17 protein-coding genes and 1 pseudogene are annotated in these 23641 nt (G+C 55.3%); 6 read left to right on the top strand and 12 right to left on the bottom strand.

Annotation, left to right across the window (positions count from 1 at the left end; genetic code table 11):
- Positions 1-27: 27 nt before the first annotated feature.
- The 7 genes and pseudogenes from selB to ACF8D4_RS21315 form a co-directional block, all read right to left on the bottom strand.
- Positions 28-1863: pseudogene (gene selB / locus ACF8D4_RS21345) on the bottom strand (selenocysteine-specific translation elongation factor); the annotation flags it as partial.
- Complete coding sequence (gene selA, locus ACF8D4_RS21340; RefSeq protein WP_101058641.1) at positions 1860-3281, bottom strand: L-seryl-tRNA(Sec) selenium transferase; 1422 nt, start codon at positions 3279-3281, stop codon at positions 1860-1862. The pseudogene selB and the gene selA, both read right to left, overlap by 4 nt.
- Before the next feature lie 63 nt (positions 3282-3344).
- Complete coding sequence (fdhE, locus tag ACF8D4_RS21335; RefSeq protein WP_208222505.1) at positions 3345-4259, bottom strand: formate dehydrogenase accessory protein FdhE; 915 nt, start codon at positions 4257-4259, stop codon at positions 3345-3347.
- Positions 4260-4901 (bottom strand): formate dehydrogenase subunit gamma, encoded by a 642-nt coding sequence (locus ACF8D4_RS21330; protein ID WP_208159090.1) that lies wholly within the window; start codon positions 4899-4901, stop codon positions 4260-4262. It abuts the gene before it with no gap.
- Positions 4898-5821 (bottom strand): formate dehydrogenase subunit beta, encoded by a 924-nt coding sequence (gene fdxH, locus ACF8D4_RS21325; RefSeq protein ID WP_025010179.1) that lies wholly within the window; start codon positions 5819-5821, stop codon positions 4898-4900. Before fdxH ends, ACF8D4_RS21330 begins: the two co-directional genes overlap by 4 nt.
- Positions 5822-5823: 2 nt before the next feature.
- Positions 5824-8838, bottom strand: coding sequence for a formate dehydrogenase-N subunit alpha (gene fdnG / locus ACF8D4_RS21320; protein WP_392468967.1), 3015 nt, complete (start codon positions 8836-8838; stop codon positions 5824-5826).
- 674 nt (positions 8839-9512) lie between these two features.
- Positions 9513-10427 carry a LysR family transcriptional regulator gene (locus ACF8D4_RS21315; RefSeq protein ID WP_345887844.1) on the bottom strand — a complete coding sequence of 305 codons (915 nt, stop codon included), beginning with the start codon at positions 10425-10427 and terminating at the stop codon, positions 9513-9515.
- A gap of 125 nt (positions 10428-10552) precedes the next feature.
- Here ACF8D4_RS21315 and ACF8D4_RS21310 point away from each other — a divergent pair, with 125 nt between their 5' ends.
- Entirely contained in the window at positions 10553-11662 is a 1110-nt protein-coding gene (locus ACF8D4_RS21310; protein ID WP_345887843.1) for a HisA/HisF-related TIM barrel protein, read from the top strand.
- Positions 11663-11736: 74 nt separating this feature from the next.
- Here ACF8D4_RS21310 and ssb read toward each other — a convergent pair whose 3' ends face one another.
- Positions 11737-12462 carry a single-stranded DNA-binding protein gene (ssb, locus tag ACF8D4_RS21305; RefSeq protein ID WP_392468964.1) on the bottom strand — a complete coding sequence of 242 codons (726 nt, stop codon included), beginning with the start codon at positions 12460-12462 and terminating at the stop codon, positions 11737-11739.
- 34 nt (positions 12463-12496) lie between these two features.
- A complete protein-coding gene (locus ACF8D4_RS21300; RefSeq protein WP_345874597.1) occupies positions 12497-13864 on the bottom strand; it encodes an MFS transporter in 1368 nt (455 codons plus the stop codon).
- 221 nt (positions 13865-14085) lie between these two features.
- Here ACF8D4_RS21300 and uvrA point away from each other — a divergent pair, with 221 nt between their 5' ends.
- The 4 genes from uvrA (at position 14086) to ACF8D4_RS21280 (ending at position 20346) form a co-directional block, all read left to right on the top strand.
- Positions 14086-16908 carry an excinuclease ABC subunit UvrA gene (uvrA, locus tag ACF8D4_RS21295; protein ID WP_028780625.1) on the top strand — a complete coding sequence of 941 codons (2823 nt, stop codon included), beginning with the start codon at positions 14086-14088 and terminating at the stop codon, positions 16906-16908.
- Between the two features lie 7 nt (positions 16909-16915).
- On the top strand, positions 16916-17266 hold the full coding sequence (locus ACF8D4_RS21290; RefSeq protein ID WP_208137513.1) for a hypothetical protein: 351 nt from the start codon (positions 16916-16918) through the stop codon (positions 17264-17266).
- 73 nt (positions 17267-17339) lie between these two features.
- A complete protein-coding gene (locus ACF8D4_RS21285; protein ID WP_392468961.1) occupies positions 17340-18371 on the top strand; it encodes a M20/M25/M40 family metallo-hydrolase in 1032 nt (343 codons plus the stop codon).
- A gap of 169 nt (positions 18372-18540) precedes the next feature.
- Positions 18541-20346, top strand: coding sequence for a DEAD/DEAH box helicase (locus tag ACF8D4_RS21280; RefSeq protein WP_037475015.1), 1806 nt, complete (start codon positions 18541-18543; stop codon positions 20344-20346).
- A 68-nt stretch (positions 20347-20414) separates the two neighbouring features.
- Here the strand turns inward: ACF8D4_RS21280 and ACF8D4_RS21275 are convergent, their stop codons facing one another.
- The 3 genes from ACF8D4_RS21275 to ACF8D4_RS21265 all read right to left on the bottom strand — a co-directional run bounded on the left by ACF8D4_RS21275 (position 20415) and on the right by ACF8D4_RS21265 (position 22404).
- Positions 20415-21752 (bottom strand): GGDEF domain-containing protein, encoded by a 1338-nt coding sequence (locus ACF8D4_RS21275; protein WP_392468959.1) that lies wholly within the window; start codon positions 21750-21752, stop codon positions 20415-20417.
- Positions 21753-21814: 62 nt separating this feature from the next.
- Positions 21815-22027, bottom strand: coding sequence for a cysteine-rich CWC family protein (locus ACF8D4_RS21270; protein WP_190533470.1), 213 nt, complete (start codon positions 22025-22027; stop codon positions 21815-21817).
- The gene (locus ACF8D4_RS21265; RefSeq protein ID WP_025887959.1) at positions 22024-22404 is read right to left on the bottom strand and encodes a GFA family protein; all 381 of its coding nucleotides are present in this window, start codon (positions 22402-22404) and stop codon (positions 22024-22026) included. The genes ACF8D4_RS21270 and ACF8D4_RS21265 overlap by 4 nt, the downstream gene beginning before the upstream one ends.
- Positions 22405-23049: 645 nt before the next feature.
- On the opposite strand from ACF8D4_RS21265, the gene ACF8D4_RS21260 reads away from it, so the two are divergent.
- On the top strand, positions 23050-23445 hold the full coding sequence (locus ACF8D4_RS21260) for a hypothetical protein (protein WP_025010187.1): 396 nt from the start codon (positions 23050-23052) through the stop codon (positions 23443-23445).
- Positions 23446-23641: the final 196 nt, after the last annotated feature.

Here is a 23641-nt window from a genome sequence, read left to right as displayed (position 1 = left end):
ACTGTTACTGCGATACTTCCTGCGAGTAAAACCGCTGCGATCGAAGAACTCCAACAGTTGAATACTCACCTTGCGGCCAAGACCTACCATCGCCTTGAACTCGGCGGTTTCCAGTTGTCCCTTTAGCTCTAAATGACCGCGAATAAGATCGGCGTAATGGCACAGCTTACTGCTGAGCAGATATCTGTCTTTCACCACGGCGGTGATAAACCCCTGTTGCACCAACTGGAAACACAGCGGCCGCAGCTCACCCGGCTCCAATTCAAGATATTCGGCCATTTCCGTGACCCACACAGGGGTATCCTGCTGCTCCAGCCAAGGAGATAAACGCTGCCAACAGGCTTCGGCTTTGGGATCCAAGGTCATTCTGTGCTGCGGCAACTGCAGCAAGGCGCCGCGCAGCACCATGCGGCGATCGCGACAGAGGCGCTCCAGGATCAAACCGGCCAGCGGCGATGGCAACTTGCTGTGACTCATGCGCAGCAGGCGGTTGCGCCCCAGCCCCAATTGATCCGGGTGCTGCTGATGGTATTGCTCCAGCAAGGACAGATAGTGCTGTTGCTCGGCCTCAAGCAGTTCAGGTGCCAACAGGAAACCGCCATGGCGGCTGAGTCCGGATTCTTCGATGACCCGACTCAAACCAGCTTCGGTCAACTGCCAGCGCCAGGCCAAGTCAGGCACGGCCAAGGCCTGCTGCCTGCCTAGAAGGGTAAGAGCCGCGGCCGGAGTCTCGGCGTCGGCGAGACGGCCAAGAAGAGCGAGCCGCTCTTCGGTGCGTTTCTTGCGATTGGGCACTGTGAGTGCCAGTACTCTGCCGGCACCCAGGGTATGCTTGCCACTGGCATGACGCAGCACTATGGGGTCGTCCTGGCACAATATCAGTGGCTTATCCAGCACCAGTTCAGCCAGGCAGTAGCCGCGCTCATCGGCCTCGGTCAGTTGGGATATGCGTCCCAGAGTATGATCGGCGCCGTGGTGGCAATGTACGCTCTGCCAGTGAGTCACTGGCTCAAAGGCACGGATCTGCACCACAGGGCGGCCACAGGCGTCCGGCTGCGGCAAGTTGCTGAACCAATCGCCACGCTGCGGCGCTCTGTGGTTATCGACGCCACTGAGATTGAGGGCGACCCGGGTGCCCGGCAGCGCCGTCTGCGACTCCTGCCCCTGGCAGTGAATGCCGCGGATCCTCAGCTTGTCTTTCTGACCCGAGCTGTAGAGGTTATCACCGACATTGGCACTGCCACTGATCACTGTGCCCGTGACCACCCAACCGGCGCCTTTGACGCTGAAGGCGCGATCCAGGGTCATGCGAAAGGCCTGCTGCGCGTCTGTGGCGACGCCAGCCTTCTCAAGCTGTAGCTCGCTCGATGCCAGCGCCAGAATATGCTCTCTGAGTGAATCGATCCCCTGGCCATTGCTGGCCGAAACGCTAAACACACCGGAGGCCTTGAGGGCAAACTCACAGAGCAGCGCCTCACTCTCTGCAGCCACTTCATCAATGCGGGCCCGCTCCACCAGGTCACTCTTGGTGAGCACCAGCGTCAGGCTCTTAAGCGGCAACATGGCTAAAATCTGCAGATGTTCGCGGGTCTGCGGCATCACGCCGTCGTCACAGGCCAGTACCAAGAGCGCGTGTCTGGCATGACTGACGCCCACCAGCATGTTGTTGATAAACTTTTCATGGCCAGGCACATCGATAAAGGCCAGTCGCTGGCCGTCGGCAAACGGCATAAAGGCATAACCCAGATCTATGGTCATGCCGCGGCGTTTCTCTTCCGGCAATCTGTCGGTATTCTGCCCTGTCAGGGCCCGAATCAGGCTGGTCTTGCCATGGTCTACATGGCCGGCGGTTACCAGGATCACAGCGACACTCCCAGAGTGCTCAGCTCGGCTAGTAACTCGGCTTCATCGTCGACCCCGCGCAGATCCAGCAGCAGTTGCTCATTGCTGATCCGGCCAATCACCGGCCGCTCGGCCTGCTTGAAGTGTTGCTCAAGCTCAATCAGGCTAGCGCCCGGATTGGCACTGAAAGCCAGAGCCACCGAAGGCAGGAAGGTATCCGGCTGTGAGCCACTGCCCACCTGGGTGCGGCACTCCACCAGCTCCAGTTGATAGCCGGGGGCAAACAGGGGCTGCAACGCCTGGTGCAAACGGCTGCCTAGCAGTTTGAGTTGCTGCTGGCTGCGGCCGAACTTGGCCATCATAGGCAGTTCAGTATCCAGGGTTTCCGGGTTGAGATAATGGATCAGTGTGGCTTCCAGCGCCGCCAGAATCAGCTTATCGCAGCGCAGCGCCCGTTTGAGCGGATGGCTTTGCAACTTGTTGATAAGCGACTGTTTGCCAACAATCAGCCCGGACTGAGGGCCACCGAGCAGCTTGTCGCCGGAGAAGCTTACCAAATCGACCCCATCGGCCAGCATCGCCTGGGGAGTGGGTTCCTGCTTGAGCCCGAAGCGGCGCAAGTCGGTGAGCGAGCCACTGCCAAGATCCGAGATCAACGAAATATCATGCTCGCGGCACAGTGTCGCCAGCCGCGACTCTTCCACCGAGGCGGTAAAGCCCTGAATATGGTAGTTACTGGTGTGTACCTTCATGATGGCAGCGGTGTTTTCGGTTATCGCCTGCTCGTAATCCCTGAGGTGGGTACGGTTGGTGCTGCCCACTTCCACTAACGTCACTCCGGCCTGACGCATGATGTCGGGGATCCGGAAGGCGCCGCCTATCTCCACCAGCTCACCGCGGGAAACTATCACCTCTTTACCGGCCGCCACCGCCGACAGCATCAACAGCACGGCGGCGGCATTGTTGTTAACCACACAGCAGGCATCGGCGCCGGTGAGGCGGTGAATAAGCGAGCTGACGGCATTGTCTCTGTGGCCGCGCTTGCCGGCCTGCAACTCAAACTCCAGCGGAGTTGGGTAACGCATCACAGAAGTGACGGCCTCGATGGCCGCCTCGGATTGCTGCGCCCGTCCCAGGTTGGTGTGCAGCAGGGTGCCGGTGAGGTTCCATACCGGCCTTAAACTGTGGCGATAATCGCTGGACAGCTGATCAACCAAAATGCCATACAGGGTTTGGTGTGAGTGACACCACTCAGGCAGGCGTTGCTCGCTGCCTATCCCGGCTCTTGCCAGCCGAAGTTGTCCATCCAGCGCCTGTTTGACGGCGGCCTTGCCAAAGCGGCTCAGCAGTGGGGCCAGCGCCGGCTCGGCCAGCAGGCTATCCATGGAAGGCAAAGCCCGATAGAGGTCTTTGAGAGTATCGGCAGTTTGGGTCATCATCTGTTTCATCATTGACTGAATAAAGGGAGGGCCTGAGCCCTCCCGGCTTTCTTACTGGCTTGGTTACTCGCTGTCTTCTGTCTCGTGGGCCAGCAACAAGGGATTGACTGTGGTAGCACCATAGCCTTTCTCATTGAGCTGACTGTCGAGCATCAGGGTCGCCAAATCATCGGCGGCCACATCCATCAGCGGCGCCTTTTCGAGGAACATCATCTTGGTATAACCATGACAAGCCTCGCAGCTTTCGATGCGAACATTGGCCTGATAGTCGTCCAGAGACCAGAGGTTCATCTCCTTGTCATGCCCGCAGCAAGTGCAGTGGGCACGTATGTAGTGCCACTCGCTCTCACACAGGCTGCAATGCAGATAACGCAAACCGGCTCTGGGTTCATCGACTATCACGCTGGCAACCGGATGGCTGCCACAGACCGGACACAGGCTCTGCTGTTCGACCCTGCGCTGATCCATGCGCTGAATAACTGCCGGCGCCCAATGAGACCAATAAAGCCCCATAGCGGCCCACAGAAACAGACTGAACCTGGCGGGCACTGCACTCAGGTTGCCCTGACGCAGCGCCTGCCCCCAGGCACTCAATTGCTCGGGTGCCTGTTGCATCAAGAGACGCAGCACCCGGGCGACCGACTCATCCACCTGCGGCAGGAGTTCGCTGAGCAGTTGCTGCAGCAAGCCCTGCCAGTAACTGTCGGCGCTGGGTCCCAAGTCTGCGAGGGGCTCGCCCTCGGACTTGTCCCAAGCGGGAGGAAGACCGAAGTCTTCCTCCGCCGCCAGTTTGGCCTGTACAGCGACCAAACGGCGACACAGTTCCAGGTAATCAGCCAGCGGCGAGTCCTTGGCCAACACTTCCAGACGCTTGGCTCTGCGCAGATAAATGCTGACAGGATCGGCGGCTTTCAGTGGTTTGAGCTCCAGCGGCGATTCGCTACCGGGGGCCAGGGGTATCTCGGCTGTTTGACTCATTTAGTGTTTCTCCGTTTCCGAATCTTCTTCCAGCATTCTGGGGTGGTGCTTACGACACCAGGCCTTGGAGACCTTGCCGTAGAGCATGCCCGCAACTGAACCTTCTACCCAGGTCGCCATCCAGAAGTGCACCATCACGAAAATCAACATGATGAGGGCACAGACGGCGTGCACCAGAATGGCCCAGCCCACGGTAGTTGCTGAGAAATAAGGCGCAAAATAGGGCTGCCACATGATGAAGCCGGTGACAGTCAGTCCGATGGAGGTCACCACGAAAGCACGGAACAGCACCTTTTGCCCTGGGTTGTAATGGCCGATAGGCGGTATCTTGTCCTCGTTCTCAAACATCACATCCTTAATGGACAACATCCATTTCAGGTCGTTCTTCTCCCACTTGTTGTGATGGTAGTAACGCACCAACATCAACATCAGCGGCAGACACATAAACAACCCGGCAATGGGGTGAACGAAACGCGCCAATTGAGGCGTGCCCGCAATAGCCCCCATCCACTGGAAGGAAGGATAAAAGAACGAAAAACCGGTCAGAAAGGTGACCAAACCTGCCGCCACAATGAACCAGTGACAGATGCGGTCGAACAGCTTATGACGCACTATCATCTCTTGCTTGTGATGCTCGCTCATTTGCCGTCCTCCTCTTTCTGAGCCGCTTGCTGATCTTCTTCAGGCGGCTGATAACCGGGTTGATCCTCTTCGACTATGTTGCGGCCAACGGTGATCTTGTGCAGACAAGCCACAGCGGCTGTTGCCAGGATCCCAACTGTACCCAGAGGCTTGACCCAGTCCTGCCACAGAGTGACAGACAGTGGGATCTGCGGATCTTCCGGCATGTTGTAGCTTTCAGGCTGAGTGACATCGTGCAATATCATCATCATCCCTGTGCCACCCACACCCTCCGGGTTGTACAGCCCGGCCTTGGCAAAGCCGCGTTCCTTGAGTTCGGCCACCCGCTTATCGGCATAGAACAACATGTCTTCACGGGTACCGAAACGCAGTGCGCCTGTAGTACAGGTCTTGACACAGGAAGGCTCCAGCCCGACCGCCAGACGGTCGGAACACATGGTGCACTTGTAGGCCTTGTTGTCCTTGGGATCGATTTTGGGGATATCGAACGGACAAGCGCTGGCGCAATAACCGCAACCGATACACTTGTCTGAATCGAAGTCCACCACCCCATTGACATGCTGCACAATGGCGCCTGCGGTCGAACACGCCTTGAGACAGGCGGGATCGGCACAGTGCATACAAGCCGAGTGAGTGAACTGCCAGCGCAGCTTATTGCGCTCGTCCATCACCTCGTTGTACTCCATCAGGGTCCAGACCTGACCTGAGAGTTTCATCGGGTTTTGATAACTTCCCTCGAAACTGCCCACTTCCTCGCGCAGATCGTTCCATTCGGAGCACGCCACCTGACAGGCCTTACAGCCGTTACACTTGGTCGCATCAAACAGTTTTGCAACCTGCTTGACGTCACCAATCCGAGTTTGCGATGCCGGCGTTGCCGCTGAGGTGCCTGAGCGTCGAATAATATCTTGTGTTGCCATTATCAGACCTCCGCCTTCTCAACGTTCACCAGGAACGCTTTGTACTCAGGAACACCCGTGTTGGCATCACCCATCTCGGTCGTCAGCACATTACAGGTATATGCCTTCTTGGTGAGGGCGTTATGACTACCGTGACGTGGAATACCCAGAGTGTGTACCGTTTGACCATTGACTTGCAGTGGACGCAAACGCTTGGTCACCAGAGCCTTGGTAAAGATGTGGCCACGCTTGGAGCTCACCTTCACCAAATCACCATTCTTGATGCCTTTTTCTGCCGCCAATTGCTCGTTCATTTCCACAAAGGTCTCTGGCATGGAGATCGCCGCCAAACGGCAGTGAGTCGTCCAGAAGTTAAAGTGTTCTGTGAGCGAGTATGTGGTACAGGCGTAAGGGAACTCGTCTTTGGTACCTATGGTTTCTTTCACACCCTCAAACCAACGCAGCACAGGGCTGTGCACCACTTTCGGATGCAATGGGTTGGTCCCGATTGGTGATTCCACCGGCTCATAGTGTTCAGGGAACGGCCCTTCTTTCAGCAGCTTCAGGGCGAACAAACGGCCCACACCTTCTGCCTGCATGATGAATGGGTGCGCGCTGTCCTGTGGATTAAGCTTGGCGTTGAAGTCAGGCACATCTATGCCTTCCCACTTGCCATCTTTCCACTCGACTATGGTGCGATTTGGATCCCAAGGCTTACCGTTGACATCACAAGAAGCGCGGTTGTAGAGCACCCGACGGTTGGCAGGCCAAGCAAATGCCCATCCCGGGGTAATCCCCTTGCCGGATGGATCGTGGTTGTCACGGCGTGCCATCTGGTTACCTTGCTCGGTCCAGGAACCGGCATAGATCCAACAGGCACAGGCGGTGCTGCCATCGGCCTTGAGTTCAGTAAAGCTGCTCAGTTGACGGCCGGTGTTAACATCGTATCCGTTCAACTCTTTGGTCAGCTCAACAGAGCTCGGGTTATGGGCATCTGTGTATTCCCAGTTAACCGCAGCCACAGGCTCAGGCAGTTTACCGCCCTCTTCGCGATACAGCTTTTTCAGCTCCAGCAAGATGCCGGCAACGATTTCCGAGTCGGCCATGGCTTCGCCGGGAGCATTGGCGCCTTTATAGTGCCACTGCATCCAGCGACCCGAGTTGACGATGGAACCTTCTTCCTCGGCAAAACAGGTTGTGGGCAGACGGAACACTTCCGTTTGGATACTGGCGGTATCGACTTCGTTGAAGCCGGGTTCGTTTTGCCAGAAGGTTGCGGTTTCAGATGACAAGTTGTCCAGCACGACCAAGTACTTGAGCTTGCTCAGCGCCTTGAGGTTCTTGTTACGGTTGGGCATAGAGTTAATTGCGTTAACCCCTTGCACGATACAACCGTTGATCTGACCGCGATACATCATGTCGAGGTAGCGGCCAAAGTCATACATCTGATCCCATTTCGGCAACCAGTCGTAACCGAAGTCGTTTTCAGGGGTCGCGTTATCGCCCCAGAACGCTTTCAGCAAAGAGACATAGAACTTGGGATAGTTTTGCCAGTAGTTGGTTTGACCCGGACGCAAAGGCTTGGGCGTATGCGCTGCCAGGTGAGCGGCCAAAGTGGGTTCATTGTCGTTGGGCAGTTTAACGTAGCCCGGCAGACTCTGCGCCAGCAGCCCCATATCGGTTGAGCCCTGAACGTTGGCGTGACCACGCAAGGCGTTAACCCCACCACCCAACTGACCAATATTGCCCAGCAGCAACTGCACCATGGCCATGGTACGAATATTCTGCGCACCCTTACTATGGTGAGTCCAACCCAGGGCATACATAAAGGTCGCAACCCTGTCTTTGGTATAAGTGCTGCCAATCGCCTCACAGACCACCTGGTAGTCATCTACCGGCGTCCCTGTGATGTTGCTGACAGTGGCAAAGTCGTAACGTTCTACGTGCTCTTTCAGCAGGTTCCATACACAACGTGGGTGCTCAAGGGATTCATCCACCTTGGCATAGCCGTCTTCGTCGAGTTGATAGAACCAGGATTCTTTGTTGTAGTCGCCCTTCTCTTCATCGAAACCGGAGAACAGACCTTCGTGGAATTCAAAGTCTTCCCGCACCAGATAGCTGGCGTTGGTATAGGCCTTCACATAGTCGAAGTTGATCTGGTTGGTGGAGATCAGATAGCGGATCACACCCAGCAAGAAGGCAATATCTGTACCTGAGCGGATAGGAGCATAGTGATCGGCCAAAGCGGCACTACGGTTGAAGCGAGGGTCAACCACAATCAATTTGGCATTGTTATGTTGCATAGCTTCTGTAACCCAGCCGAAACCGACAGGGTGCGCTTCTGCAGCATTACCGCCCATAATTATCACTACATTAGAGTTCTTGATGTCGATCCAATGGTTGGTCATGGCACCGCGCCCAAATGTTGGAGCAAGACTTGCTACCGTTGGGGAGTGTCAGTTACGTGCAATGGTATCGATGGCGACTAGGCCGAGAGAACGAGCAAACTTCTGAGTCGCAAGACCACTCTCGTTCGCCATACCGGATGAAGTCATCATCCCTGTGGTCAACCAACGGTTGACTGTAACGCCATCGGCGTTTTTCTCAATCAGGTTGGCATCACGGTCGTCTTTCATCAAACGGGCAATACGCTTGTAAGCTTCGCCCCAGCTGATGCGCTTCCATTCATTGGTGCCCGGAGCGCGATACTCAGGGTACTGCAGACGGTGCGGACTGTTAACATAGTCCACCAGGCCTGCGCCTTTAGGGCAGAGCGCCCCGCGGTTTACCGGATGATCGGCATCACCTTCAATATGAAAAATGGCATGTTCAGAGTTTTTGCCACCGCTGCCTTGGCTATACATAAGCAAGCCACAACCCACCGAGCAATACGGGCAGTTGTTGCGGGTCTCTTTAGCTCTGAGTAGTTTGAATTCCCGAACTGCGGCATAAGCCTTCTCGGACAACAACCCCAGCGCAGATATGGCTGAAGTTGCCGCCCCGGCAGCGCACAGTTTGAAAAACTGACGTCTGTTCATAGCGTCCTCACACTCTTGTCGTTATGAGTTTTGATTGGGGTCGCAGCCCTTGGCTGCGACCTGCCAAGTGCAGTCGAACCAAAGACCACACTCTGTGTAAGATTATCCTTAAAGAAACTCAGGATAACAAATAATGACACGAGACAGAGATCACAAAGGAATAGCTATAACAAATTGAACCACAAAAATAAAACCAGCCAGAATAAAAAGCCAACAAACAAACAAAAAGCAGTTTATAAAACCAAAATGAACAAAAAATACACTAAAAGACATTTTGTCCAAACATATAGGTAAATTTTGTCCCAACAGCGAAAAAGGCAGGATAAAGCACCATTAACTGAGGCTCAATCGACGGGAAAGAGAAAAGGGTTGCGCTAAAAAAGCCGGCAACAAGCACAAGGGGAAATAACAGAACGCAGGAATATAACAGATAAAACAAAGTATTACATCAGTAACACTTTCACACTATCTGCAATGGACAGCCGGGGGAACAGAATAACCGTCATCAAGTCAAATTGACCCACTGCCCGAAAAACGCCCACCACCAAGGCAGGGCACAAACAGATTACAAATGTAAAGATTGCCAATTTCAGCTGAAAAATATCCCACGGCTATGGGGCTAGAGGGAACTTTTCGGGCGAAAGATGCCGCGATAAATTCCCGCCAGCTTCATATCAAGCGAGCGCTTGCAATGACAGAGCCTGTTCTACCGCATCAATAAAGGCCCGGATCAGTGCCGACTCTCGGCGGCGCTGCGTATAGAGCGCATAAAAAGTGGCGCTCTTGAGCCTGTATTCGGGCAATACGGTTTGCAGCTTTCCCTGTTTCAGACTGGGCTCGGCCAGATACCTGGGCAATCTGGCTATACCAAACCCATGACAAACCGCGGCATGGATAGCTTTCTTGTTGTTGAACACCAAAGAGCCCCGAACCTCAAGCTGCTGTTGGCCTGCGGAATGTTCAAAACACCAAAGTTCATTTCGGCTGTTTCCCTGCGCCAAAGTGACCAACTCATGCTGCAACAAGTCGCCGGGTTGAGCCGGAGCAAGGCGTGATGCCAAGTAAGCCGGTGCAGCGCAGAGAACCGATTCGTCCTGCCCCAGTTCCCTGGCAATATAGGGCTCAGACGAGAGCTGGGTGCTGCGAAAAGCGATATGAAACCCATCTTGCAGCAGGTCTACCGGTCGATTGGAAAACTCGGCCACTATGCTTACCTGCGGATGCCTGGCCTTGAAGCCGAGCAGCACGGGAGTCAACACCAGCTCGCCCCAGAGTTCCGGGGCAGTAATCCTCAGTTCGCCGGCCAGTTCATGCCTGCGCCGACTGAGGCTATCGAGCAGCTGCTCATTGAGCTCGAGGATCCGCTCGGCCTGTTGAAAATACAGCTCACCGTCATCGGTCAACGTCAGGCTGCGAGTTGTGCGGTGCAACAACCGGGTTTGCAGTCGCTGTTCCAGAAAGTGAATATCCTTGGAAACTTTACCGGCAGTGATTTGTAGCTGGCGGGCGGCGGCCGCAAAGGAACCCAGACGGACAATCAGGGTAAAAAGCCGCATCAGATAAAGGTTGTCCAGCTTATGATGATCCATTGTTGTTCCCCTCAAGTGCCAATTCATTCCCACCAGGAGCGAATACATTTCCTGAATGACAGATTATTTCCCATAGCGACAGATGTACAGTAGAGGCATAGATTGGACACAAAAGGAAAAGTGAGATGTCAGCTTCACTGAAACACGAGTTCCTCTTTGGCAACGCCGGCGTGAGCCTTAAAAACCGTGCGGTATTGGCGCCATTGACCCACAATATGAGCGCAGCCAATGGCGACCCATCCCAAGCCGAGTTGCAGTGGCTGCAGCTCTGTATCCAAGGGGGCTTTGGCATGCTGATAACCCCTGCCACCCAGGTTTTGCCCGGTGGACGTTGCTGGTCTGGACAACCGGCCCTGATGACTGAGGCGCAGCAGCAATCCTGGCTCCCCGTGGCCAGCTCTGCCGAAGCCAACCAAGCCAAGGTGTTGGTGCAGCTGCACCATGGCGGCCTGCGGGCCCTCCCCGAGTTGAACGCAGAAGGCCCCAAAGGCCCCTCAGCAATAGCACAGGGAACAAGATATCCAAGTGGGGTAGCACAGCTGCAGGATGAGGAAATCCGGCAGCTTATTCAGGCCTTTATCAACTCTGCCGAGCGGGCTTATGCCGCGGGACTGCACGGTGTGGAACTGCATGCCGCCCACCATTTCCTGCTGTGTAATTTTCTTAACCCAGAGGTGAATCGGCGCGAGGATATTTGGGGCGGCAGCAGCCGCAATCGCGCCAGGATCATCATAGAGATTATTCGCGGTATCCGGCAGCGTCTGCCGCGCTCATTTTTGATTGGTGTGCGCCTATCTCCCGAGAGCTACGCCAATGTGAGCGGCATCCGCCTGGCCAACCAACTGGAAGTCGCCAACCTGCTGGCCGAAGAGGCGCTCGACTATTTGCACTTTTCCATGGGGAACAGCTTCAAACAAGCCAATGAAGACAAACAGGCAGGCCCGTTGCTGACACAGATTCGCCAAGGCTATCATGGCCATGTTCCGTTAATGTTTGCCGGAGCTATCACAGATATCCACACCGCCGAACGGGCATTCAACCTGGGTGCCGAACTGGTTGCCATCGGCTCTGCGGCCATAGGCAACCCGGATTGGCTCAAGCGCAGTCTTTCCGGAGCACCTCTTAAGCAAGCGCCATTCAGCCGTGAGCATCTATTAAAGCTGGGCTTCACCGAACAGGCGCTGGAATATTTGGCGAAGATCCCGGCACTGACAGAACAAGCCAGGAAAAACTAACTCCAACAAAAAAGCCACTGCGGTTGCAGTGGCTTTTTGCGGTATCAAGCACAAGTGCCTATCTCCGGTATACCTCAGAACGGGATATCATCATCCCAGCCGTCATCCAGATCCGGCGTGTAGTTCTGCTGTTGTGGCTGAGGCTGTGGTGCCGGACGCTGCTGCGGAGCAGCCTGTTGTTGCGGCGCTGGCTGCTGTGGCTTGGGCGCATAACCTGAGTTCTGCGGCTGACCATAGCTTTGCTGCTGCGACGCGTTGTACTGCTGTTGTGGCTGTTGTGGCTGCTGCGGTTGCTGAGCAGGCTTGGGCTGATAGCCGCCGGACTGCTGTGGCGCATTGTATTGAGATTGAGACTGTGCCTGACCACCACCGTAACTACCTTGGCTTTGGTTCATACCACCTTGGTTCATACCGCCCTGATTGCCGCCTTGGCTCATACCGCCTTGGTTTTGGTTACGGCCACCCAGCATCTGCATGGTACCGCCCATATCGACAACCACTTCAGTGGTGTACTTGTCCTGACCGCTCTGATCTTTCCACTTGCGGGTCTGCAGCTTGCCTTCCAGATACACTTGCGAGCCTTTGCGCAGGTACTCACCGGCAATTTCAGCCAGCTTGCCGAACATGACAACCCTGTGCCACTCGGTACGCTCTTGCTGTTGGCCCTGTTGGTCCTTCCATGACTCACTGGTGGCCACTGTGATATTCGCTACGGCGTTGCCGTTTGGCATGTAGCGCACCTCTGGGTCCTGTCCCAGATTGCCCACCAGAATTACCTTATTAACACCACGACTGGCCATCGAAATCTCCTGCGATTTTCACGTAATACTTAGCTTAATTGACAGAGCCTAACACAGCTCTGGCTTGTCTTAAATCGAATTGATCGTTCACCTTGAGGTAGGCGACTTTTTCTTCCAAAACCACTATGGCTTCGGCAACCCCTTGCAGCGCAGACAGCTCGGCGGCCATCTTCTGCGCCTGCTCGCGGCCGTTCACCTGAGCCTCCAGAGTGTAACTCTTGAGCAGCACTGGATTTTTCATTCCCAGGGTCAATGCCAGCCAGATAATTAACAGCACCACCGCCACGGTAAACACCCCGGCGGCGCCCATGATTTGATAGGCGCCACCACCGAGCAAACCGCCACAGAAGGCACCGAGAAACTGACTGGTGGAATACACACCCATGGCCGAACCTTTGGCGCCCACGGGACAAAATTTGGCGATCAGGCTGGGCAGCGAGGCTTCCAAGTAGTTAAAGCCGGTAAAGAAGGCCACTATGGCTACCGCCAACACCCAAAGAGTATGGGAAAACAGCGCCATCGCCAGCAAGGCAGCCAACATGATCAGCAGGGCCAGCTGGAACATGCCCTTGGTATTATTGCGCTTCACGCCGATGATGATCAGCGGCACCATCAAAAAGAAGGCGCCGACAAAGGCCGGGAAGTACAACATCCAGTGCTTTTCTTTGGCAAGGCCGGCGTCCACCAAGTCCAGCGGCAATGCCACGAATACCGCCGTCAGCACCAAATGCAGAATAAAAATACCAGCATCGAGGCGAAACAACTGCGGATCTTTAAGCATATTTTTCAGCTTGCCCGGTTCCGCCATGGTATCGCCCTTGGGCGCATGAGCCACAGGGTTGGGCACCAGCAGTTGCACTATCAGCATACCCAGCAGCGCCAAGCCAGCCGTCAGGGCAAACAAGCCAGATAGCCCAAGATGCTGCGCCACCACGGGCCCCACCAGCAGCGACAAGGCAAAGGAGAAACCTATGCACATGCCTATGATGGCCATCACCTTGGTGCGTTGCTCATCCCGGGTGAGATCTGCCGCCAATGCCAGCACGGCGGCGGCGATGGCACCCATACCCTGCAAGGCTCGGCCGGCGACAACGCCGTAAATGCTGTCGGACATAGCCGCCAGGACACTGCCGAGGGCAAACACCAACAGGCCGCCGAGGATCACCGGCTTGCGGCCAATTCTGTCTGACAGTATCCCCATGGGGATCTGCAGTATCGCTTGAGTCAGACCATAGGCGCCGATGGCAATACCCACCCACAGAGGTGAGAAGCCTTTGAGATCTTGTCCATAGAGCGCGAAGACAGGCATGATCATGAACAAGCCCATCATGCGCAGCCCAAATACACTGGCTAATGAGAACGCGACTTTTCTTTCTGTGCCGGAAAGTCCACCGTTGGCCATAGTTTTTGCCCTGGATTAAGAATTTTTTAAGGGAGCGCATGTTACCACGAAGGTTTTGAACAGCTCAAAGAGAAAAACCCAAGTCGCCCTCAGCCCACGGCTGAAGGCTTGCTACTGACAGTAAGGTGTCAGTAGGACAAATGCGCCGCCGCTATCGGCACAGCGCAAAATATGTGATACTTGTGCTCTTTTTCTCCAGTGATTAGCCAAAGTAGAGACTGATGGACAAGATAGACATTCGCGGTGCCAGAACCCACAATCTCAAGAACATCAATCTGACCATTCCCCGAGACAAACTCATTGTGATTACAGGCTTATCTGGTTCGGGTAAATCTTCTCTCGCCTTCGATACCCTCTACGCCGAAGGTCAGCGGCGCTATGTGGAATCCCTGTCGGCCTATGCCCGCCAATTTTTGAGCCTGATGGAAAAACCGGATGTGGATCATATCGAAGGCCTGAGCCCGGCGATCTCGATTGAACAGAAGTCCACTTCCCACAACCCCCGTTCTACCGTGGGAACCATTACCGAAATCTACGACTATCTCAGATTACTGTTTGCCCGTGTGGGTGAGCCTCGTTGCCCGGTTCACGGCCAGCCGCTGGCGGCACAAACTGTCAGCCAGATGGTAGACAAGGTACTGGAACGCCCCGAAGGCGAGCGCCTGATGCTGTTGGCTCCCGTAGTGCAGGGCCGCAAGGGTGAGCATGTCAAATTACTGGAGAACCTGGCGGCCCAGGGCTATATTCGCGCCCGGATCGATGGCGAGGTGTGCGATCTGTCCGACCCTCCGGCGCTGGATCTGCACGTCAAACACAATATCGATGTGGTGGTTGACCGCTTCAAGGTACGCGAGGATCTGCAGCAGCGGCTGGCGGAATCTTTCGAAACCGCACTGGAGCTGTCCGGCGGTGTGGCCACTGTAGCCAGCATGGAGGAAGGCAGCAATGAAGAGTTGCTGTTCTCCGCCAACTTCGCCTGCCCTCACTGTGGTTACTCCATGGCCGAGTTGGAACCCAGGCTGTTTTCCTTCAACAACCCCGCGGGTGCCTGCCCGACCTGTGACGGCCTCGGGGTACAGCAGTTTTTCGATCCCGATCGGGTGATCACCAACGACGAGCTGTCGCTGGCCGGCGGCGCCATTCGTGGCTGGGACAGACGCAACTTCTACTATTTCCAGATGCTCACCTCACTGGCCGAGCATTACGGCTTCGATGTGGAAACCCCCTTTGGCGATCTCCCCGCCAAAGTGAAGAAGATAGTGCTCTATGGCTCAGGCAAAGAGAATGTCGCCTTCCGTTATATTAACGACCGCGGCGATGTAGTGGTTCGCAACCATCCATTCGAGGGGATCCTCAACAACATGGACAGACGCTACCGGGAGACAGAGTCCAACTCGGTGCGGGAAGAGCTGGCCAAATATATCAGCAACCAGGCCTGTTCCAGCTGTGGCGGCTCACGCCTGCGCGAAGAGGCCCGCAACGTGTTTATCGGCAATATCAATCTGCCGGAGTTGACCACCTGGTCCATTGGCGAGGCCAGCGACTACTTCGCCACCCTGGGCTTCGAGGGGCAAAAGGCACAGATAGCCGAGAAGATCCTCAAGGAAGTGGGCGATCGCCTGGGCTTTTTGGTCAATGTCGGCCTCAACTACCTGAGTTTGTCTCGTTCGGCAGAAACCCTTTCAGGTGGCGAGGCGCAGCGGATCCGCCTGGCCAGCCAAATCGGCGCCGGTCTGGTTGGGGTGATGTATGTACTCGATGAGCCTTCGATTGGTTTGCATCAGCGCGACAACGAGCGCCTGCTCAACACCCTCACTCACCTGCGGGATTTGGGCAACACTGTGATAGTGGTCGAACACGATGAAGACGCCATTCGCATGGCGGATCATATTATCGATATCGGCCCAGGTGCCGGGGTTCATGGCGGTGAAGTGATCTGTGACGGTGACATCAACGCCATTATGGCCTGTGAAGAGTCTGTCACCGGCCAATATATGTCCGGCAAGAAAAAGATCACCGTGGCCGGAGGTCGGGTGCCCTGCGATCCCGGCAAGATGATCAAACTGTTCGGTGCCAGCGGCAACAACCTCAAGCAGGTGGATCTGGAGATCCCTGTCGGGCTGCTGACCTGTGTCACCGGGGTATCGGGCTCAGGCAAATCCACCCTGATCAACGACACCTTCTTCAAGATTGCCCATCGCATGCTCAACGGCGCCACCGCCGAAGAGCCGGCGCCCTATGAGCGTATCGAGGGCATGGAGCTATGCGACAAGGTGGTGGATATAGATCAGAGCCCCATAGGCCGCACGCCGCGCTCCAACCCGGCCACCTATACCGGCATATTTACCCCGATCCGCGAGCTATTTTCGGCGACTCAGGAATCCCGTACCCGCGGCTATCAGCCGGGGCGTTTCTCCTTCAACGTCAAGGGCGGCCGCTGTGAGGCCTGTCAGGGTGACGGCCTTATTAAGGTAGAGATGCACTTCCTGCCGGATGTGTACGTGCCTTGCGATGTCTGTAAGGGCAAGCGCTACAACCGTGAAACGCTGGAAGTGAAGTACAAGGGCAAGAACATTCACGAAGTGCTGCAGATGACGGTCGAGGAAGCCCGTGTGTTCTTCGATGCGGTGCCGGCCATTGCCCGTAAACTGCAAACCCTGATGGATGTCGGTCTGTCTTATATACGTTTGGGCCAGAGCGCCACTACCCTTTCCGGCGGCGAGGCTCAGCGAGTCAAACTGGCTAAAGAGCTGTCGAAGCGGGATACCGGCAAGACCCTCTATATTCTGGATGAACCCACCACAGGGCTGCACTTTGCCGATATCCAGCTGCTGCTGGATGTACTGCACAGACTCAAGTCCCAGGGCAACACCATAGTGGTGATTGAACACAATCTGGATGTGATCAAAACAGCCGACTGGATAGTGGATCTGGGGCCGGAAGGCGGTTCGGGTGGCGGCACCATTCTGGTGGCCGGTACCCCGGAGCAGGTAGCCGAGCATCCAGAGTCCCATACCGCCCGCTTCCTTAAACCTATGCTGTGAGGTGACTGTGACAGGCAACAGACTGCTGTTATTGGCCCTGGTTATCTGTATGGCGGGTTTATTGCTGGCAGCTTTTGATCCCTTGGTGGGCAACTGCAAACGCTATTTGGCTGAAGTAGTGCATTCCGGCCCGGACGGCACTACCGTCTCCCTGCCCGATGGCCGCACGGCGCTGGTTGAACCCAGTGCCCTGCCCCCGGCGACTCTGGTCACCATAGGCGCCAAGCGTCATTTGGTGTCGGGTATTGAGGTATTCAAGCTCAAGGGCCGAGCGGAAACTGAGACACCTTCCGCCAGCCGCGGCGGCAACACCCCACCGCCCGGCTATCAGGGCGGCATGGCACAACTCGCCAAATAAGCAGGCAAACCCGTCTCGGGGAATGGTATAAACTGCAACATAGCTTGAGTTGATTGCCGTTGCCGGAGGCAGGATGCCGATGACACTCTCTATCCACCCGCCGCTGTGGGCACTCTCTATTCGCTCTCCGCTGTGGGCACTCCTATTGATATTGCCGATGCTTGCTGCCGGTTGCAGCAGTTCGCCCGAACGCTGCGGCGCTGAGATTCAGCTGAGCTGGGCCGAGACGAAGCAGTTGCAACTGGATGTCGAAGTGCTTGCCTCGCCCAGGTTGCAAGGTCGGCGCAGCGGCACCCAAGGTGCGACGCTCAGCCGTGAGTACCTCACGGAGCGCTTTGAACAGATCGGCCTACAGCCGCTCACTTCGGTATTTCCGCCCCTGGCCGAGACTCTGAGCGGCTTTCAACACTCATTCAACTATGTCGATGGCTTTGCCGACGCTCGGGGCATCAACCTGCTGGGCTGGCTGCCGGCTGCCCAGCCGACCACTGAGTGGCGCCTGCTGATTGCCCACTATGATCATCTGGGCGATCGCGGCCCGGGCTTTTATCCGGGAGCCGACGACAACGCCTCTGGCGTGGCGGCCTTGTTGGCCATCGCCCGAAGAGTCAAACAAGCGCCCAGTCGCTACAACCTGCTGTTTATTGCCAGTGACGCCGAAGAGCCGGGACTCTATGGCAGCAAGGCCTTGGTGAGCGCATTGCAACAGAGCGGTTTTGCCGAGCACATCTCGCTGGCGGTCAATCTGGATATGATAGGCAGGCCCGGGCTTCCTTATGCCATCTACCTCGAAGGCAGCCGCTATTTCCACCACTATGATGACTTCAGCGCCGCACTGATGGCGGGCACAGGGCTGTGCATTCGCCCCAGTCATCCGCGCCCTATTGGTCGCAGCGTGCAGCGTACCGATTGGCTCAGGGCCTCGGATCATTATCCCTTCCACCAGGCTGGGATCCCCTGGCTCTATTTCGGCGTTCCCGCCCACGCCCAGTACCATACCCGTGACGACACGGCAGACAGACTGGATTATCCTTTCATCGGCGCCGTGGCCGAGGCGGCGGAACAGTTGCTGCGACTGCCAACTAAGCAGTTACAAAACCGATAGTTGGCCTACTATTTGCTTTAAATTTGCCATAAAAATTCCTTTAGCCGTGGAAAGAAGCAGATTTCGCTGTTATAATCTGGCGTTTTCGGTGCGGGAAATCGACACGGGGTTGATTTTCTGTCTGTGAAACTTTCTGCGTCATCCAGACGCGTCCACAAGGCTACAACCCATGTCATCCAGTGAAAAAACTTTCCGAGAACTCGGCCTCTCCGAGGCGTTGCTGCGTGCTCTAGATGAGCTCGGCTACGAGAACCCGACCCCAATTCAAGCTGCGAGTATCGCCCCCCTGATGGCGGGCCAGGATATTCTCGGCCAGGCACAGACAGGTACGGGTAAAACCGGCGCCTTCGCTCTGCCTCTGCTTAATGCAACAGATCATAACCTCAACGCACCGCAAATTCTGGTGCTGGCACCAACCCGCGAACTGGCGGTACAGGTAGCTGAAGCTTTCTCAAGCTATGCCAAATTCATGAAAGGTTTCCACGTACTGCCTATCTATGGCGGTCAAAGCATGCACCAACAGCTGCAGGCGCTGCGTCGCGGCCCTCAGGTAGTTGTTGGTACTCCAGGCCGGGTCATGGACCATATGCGCCGTGGCACCCTCAAGCTCGACAGCCTCAAGGCTCTGGTGCTGGATGAAGCCGATGAAATGCTGAAAATGGGCTTTATCGACGATATCGAGTGGATCTTGGATCATACTCCGGCCGAGCGTCAGCTGGCACTGTTCTCTGCCACCATGCCTGAGCAGATCAAGCGGGTTGCCAACAAGCACCTGAACAACCCTGCCACCATCAGCATTGCCGCCAGCCACACCACAGTTGACTCCATCGAGCAGCGTTTTGTACAGGTGTCTCAGCACAACAAACTGGAAGCCCTGGTACGTGTGCTCGAAGTGGAAAACACCGAAGGTATCATCATCTTTGTGCGTACCCGTAACTCCTGTGTGGAACTGGCCGAAAAGCTGGAAGCCCGCGGTTACGCCTCATCACCACTGCACGGTGATATGAACCAACAGGCCCGTGAGCGCGCCGTGGATCAACTCAAGTCCGGTAAGCTGGACATTTTGATTGCCACCGACGTTGCCGCCCGTGGTTTGGACGTTGAGCGTATCGGTCACGTAGTCAACTATGACATCCCTTACGATACCGAAGCTTATGTACACCGTATCGGTCGTACCGGCCGCGCCGGTCGTACCGGGATGGCGATTCTGTTTGTGACCCACAGAGAGATGCGCATGCTGCGCACCATTGAGCGTGCCACCAACAGCCGTATTTCCCCGATGAAGGTCCCAAGCCCTGAGACTGTGGCCGAGCGCCGTCTGTCACGCCTGGGCGAACAGGTTGCTGCCATCATAGCCAACGAAGAGCTGGACTTTATGAAAGGCGCCGTGGCTCAGCTGTGTCAGCAGTTGGAAGTGGACACAGATATTCTGGCAGCTGCACTGCTGCACCAGGTACAGCAAGAGCGTCCGCTGCAGTTGCCTCCGATCCAAGAGCGTCAGCGTGACAGCCGTGATGAGCGCAGCGGCTCACGCGACGATCGTGGTTCACGGGAAGAGCGTGGTTCGCGCCGTCGTGACTCTCGTCCGGTTCCCGGCGATCTCGGCAAGGCCGATTCCCTGAAGGACAACCCGGATCTGCAGATGTGCCGTTACGTGCTGGATGTGGGTCGTGAACACGGTGTAGGTGTAGGCAATATCGTTGGTGCCATCGCCAATGAAGCCAGCATAGACAGCCGTTACATAGGCCAGATCCAGTTGTTCGATACCCTGACCACAGTCGATCTGCCCGCCGGCATGCCTAAAGACGTACTGGCACACCTGAAGAAAGTACGGGTATGTGGCAAACCTATCAATATCCGTGAAGCCGGCAGCCAGAGCTTCGAAGGTGAACAGCGCCCGGCTCGTCGCCCTCGCAAGCACTCTGGAGAGCGCCGTCCGGATCGTAAGCCCCGTCGTCGTGACGACCGCGGCTGATATCTGCCAATGAAAAACCACCCTCAAGGGTGGTTTTTTGTATCGGCTTCACGGTTAACAACAAAACATCAGCCGGATGCGGCTTCAACCCGGTTACGCCCCAATGTCTTGGCGCGATAAAGGGCCTCATCGGCCTGGGCAAACAGCTCTGATGGGGCATGATTCTGGTTTGGCAAGTGGCAGGCAACTCCCAGGCTCATACTTACCACAGCTGCCGCCTCAGAGTCTTTATGCTCTATCCCCAGCGCCAGCAGCGCCTCAATAAACCCTTGCAGCAAGTGTTTGACCTGAGCTTCATTCTTACCCGGAAACAGCGCCGCCAACTCCTCACCGCCTATCCTGGCCGCTACCAGAGCACCATGAGACAAGAGATAGCGCCGCCACAGCGCACCAACCTGCTGTAGGCAACGATCCCCCTGTTGATGGCCATATCTGTCGTTGTAACGCTTGAAAAAATCGATATCACCGATCACCAGTGAGAAAGGCTCCCCTTCCTGCATACTATGGAGCCAGTAATACTGGAATCTATCATCGAAATGGCGGCGATTGGACAGGCCTGTCAAATGATCCTGCTGCGACTGTTTCGCCAGTTGGGCATTGTATTCCTTGAGGCGACTGGCCTCTGAGTGGCTGGCATTGAGCTCGCGGATAAGCTGATCCCGGCTCACATACAGGAGTTTGCGCATGGTGAGTGGCGTGCGGATAAAGGCGCGCAAATTATTGCGAAACAGCCAATAAAACAGCAGTAAAGGCAAGCTGAAAGAGATGGCCAGCACCAGCTTTCCGCGCAGATTACTGATCATCAACTCAATCAGCTCAGGTGACAACCCAGCCGCGATCAGCGGAAACACTACCCCATCGAGACAAAGCACCAGAATAAACACCAAGGTGTAGACTCCGGTCACGGCAGCCAAGGTCTTGAGCCATTTCTTGAGCCAGATAAACAGTTGCATCATCAGCAGAAATTGCAGGGCTATCATGGTACCGCCCAGCAACATCATCCACAACGAAACCCGAAACAGATCCGGGTTAAGATTGTTGAAGTTGACCATACTAGGGCTTTCCAGCACCCATAACAGGAACTCGAAACCGCAAAAGACAAATAGATTGACCGAGACCAGCAACCTGAGCAGATAGTGAAACACATACTCGCGCCGTTCGGTGATTAGCAGCATGACGGCCGTCACCATAAAGGCACCGTAAGCCATGTTGCCACCGGAAAGTGTCAGGCCATCGGCCAGGGGAAAAGTGTATACGCCGCCCAATACTCCGCCAATGAGCAGAATAATGGACAAGTAGCTATATAGACCTACCCTGCGCACCATGGGCGGCAAAGTTGCCAGATACAGCGGAGGAATTGAGAAGAGGAGGAGGTTGGCCAAATACGCCAAATACACTGAATTCACGCTGATTTGCAGTTCCTTGCCCATTACGCTGAGGTCATTGTAGTTGACCTAGGTTAACATGCCTAACTTTTTGGAACCGTGGATTTTTCCTGCTTTAACTCCTGCAGGCAACGATTACAGATACAGCTATGGCGTGGGATATTCCGCAGCGCCAACTCCAGGTAGCTGAAGTCAGCCTGCATGCACCAGCAAAGCGCAGGATCTGTACCTGCCGCCATGGCGCATTGATTGGCTTGCCTGCAGACGGGGCACAGGGCGGCGGACTTATCTGTCATAAGGCCTCCCTGTCAGCGGGATGATTGATGCCATCCATCACGGGAGCATCCTTGAAGGCAAAGGGATCCAACTCGTCGATGCATCCCAGATTAATGCCGTACTCCTGTGGGTTTGAGCGCCTTTGATGGTGAGTATAGATACCGCAGCGACTACAGAAATAGTGTTTGGCGGTATGGGTATTGAACTGATAACAGCTGAGCAGCTCTGCGCCGCTCACCAGCTTGAGATTGGCCAAGGACACAGAGGCTACCGGCGCGCCGCGGCGGCGACACATGGAGCAATCACAACGGCGAACATTGTTGACTCCCTTGGGAAAAGTGAGCGCCAACTGAATCCCGCCACAATGGCAACGGGCAATATAGTGAGTCTGAGTCATGACAATCCCTGTAATCCTGTTTTATCGGGCAAGCTTATGCTGAAAATTCAAGCAAAACGGCATACGGCTTATTTCATCTTGCCCCAGGGAAAAACCCTTGCCAATAGACAGAAGCTGAACTGCCAAGCTAAATAATTCTCCGTTCAGGCATTCATTCTATGCTTATCCTCCTGCCAATGGGTAAGCATTTCACCCAATATTGTTACAGTAAATTGCCACTATTCCAGATGCCATAATGGAACATTCGGCTTCGAGTTCCTGAAGCTGAAGTTCTCAAATCCATGCCTGAACCGATAATGTTGATAATGGTTGCTCTATTGATAATAGCGCTATCAGGCGGCTTACCGCCCCTATGGCACCGAGGATTTGTCATCAACGCCGAGAGGGTGCCAACGAATGTTTCTGATAGCGAACAAATAGCATACTATCGGAGCGAAACAACCAATCTCATTGATTAGCTGAGCTTTTAATTTATTTTTAAGGAAGCATTTTTCGGTCATAACCCTATGGATCCCATGCCACAAAGTAGGTAGACTGGCCCCGGTTTACCTCCTTGGAAACAAACCAAGGGATATGATTTGGGGGCGTAAATCGGTTGCTTGAGTGGCCAGTACGCGCTCTCCTCAACTTATAGAGAAGGAAATAATGGGTTTACAAGAAAAGCAATGGAAGCGCTCTATCGAAGAGCAGTATGTGGTTGAGTTCAAGCAGGACATAAAGAGCATTCTGGATGCCGACCTGGACGTAACCTTTGACTGGGATAGCTTCGATAGCGCCAAAGAGATCATGTACGTGCCCACCTATGCACTGGATCGTGTCAAATCCGCGTTCAGAGAACTCGCCAACGACCAGGACGCCAAGGAAGAGATTGTTGCGCAGATCAAGACCCTGCATATCAAGAACATCAATGACAATGCCGAAGAAGCCAAGAACATGCGTATCGGCGATGGCGTTTTCGCACTCGAAGTCGGTTTCGGCGGCAACCACGCCTGTGTCTTTAACGACACAGCTATCCGCCAGTACCTGGAAAATAATCTCTGATCATCTAAGCAGAGCATAATGCCTGGGCTCATCTCCGTTTGAGCCCATCAGTATCCAAGGCCGGTCATCCCCCTGAGACCGGCCTTTCTATTTCTTTCTATGCCCTCTCGGCTATTCAATGCCTGTCCTCTCATCGTCTATAGCCAGCAGAGCTGCAATCCCTACTCCTTGCAGCCAGGTATAAAAAAGCGCGCCT

Origin of the sequence: Shewanella sp. YQ_9 (assembly GCF_043103185.1) — a bacterium.
GTDB lineage: Bacteria > Pseudomonadota > Gammaproteobacteria > Enterobacterales > Shewanellaceae > Shewanella > Shewanella algae.
The sequence above is the reverse complement of the archived record's forward strand: the minus strand, read 5'-3'. Positions and strand labels throughout refer to the sequence as shown.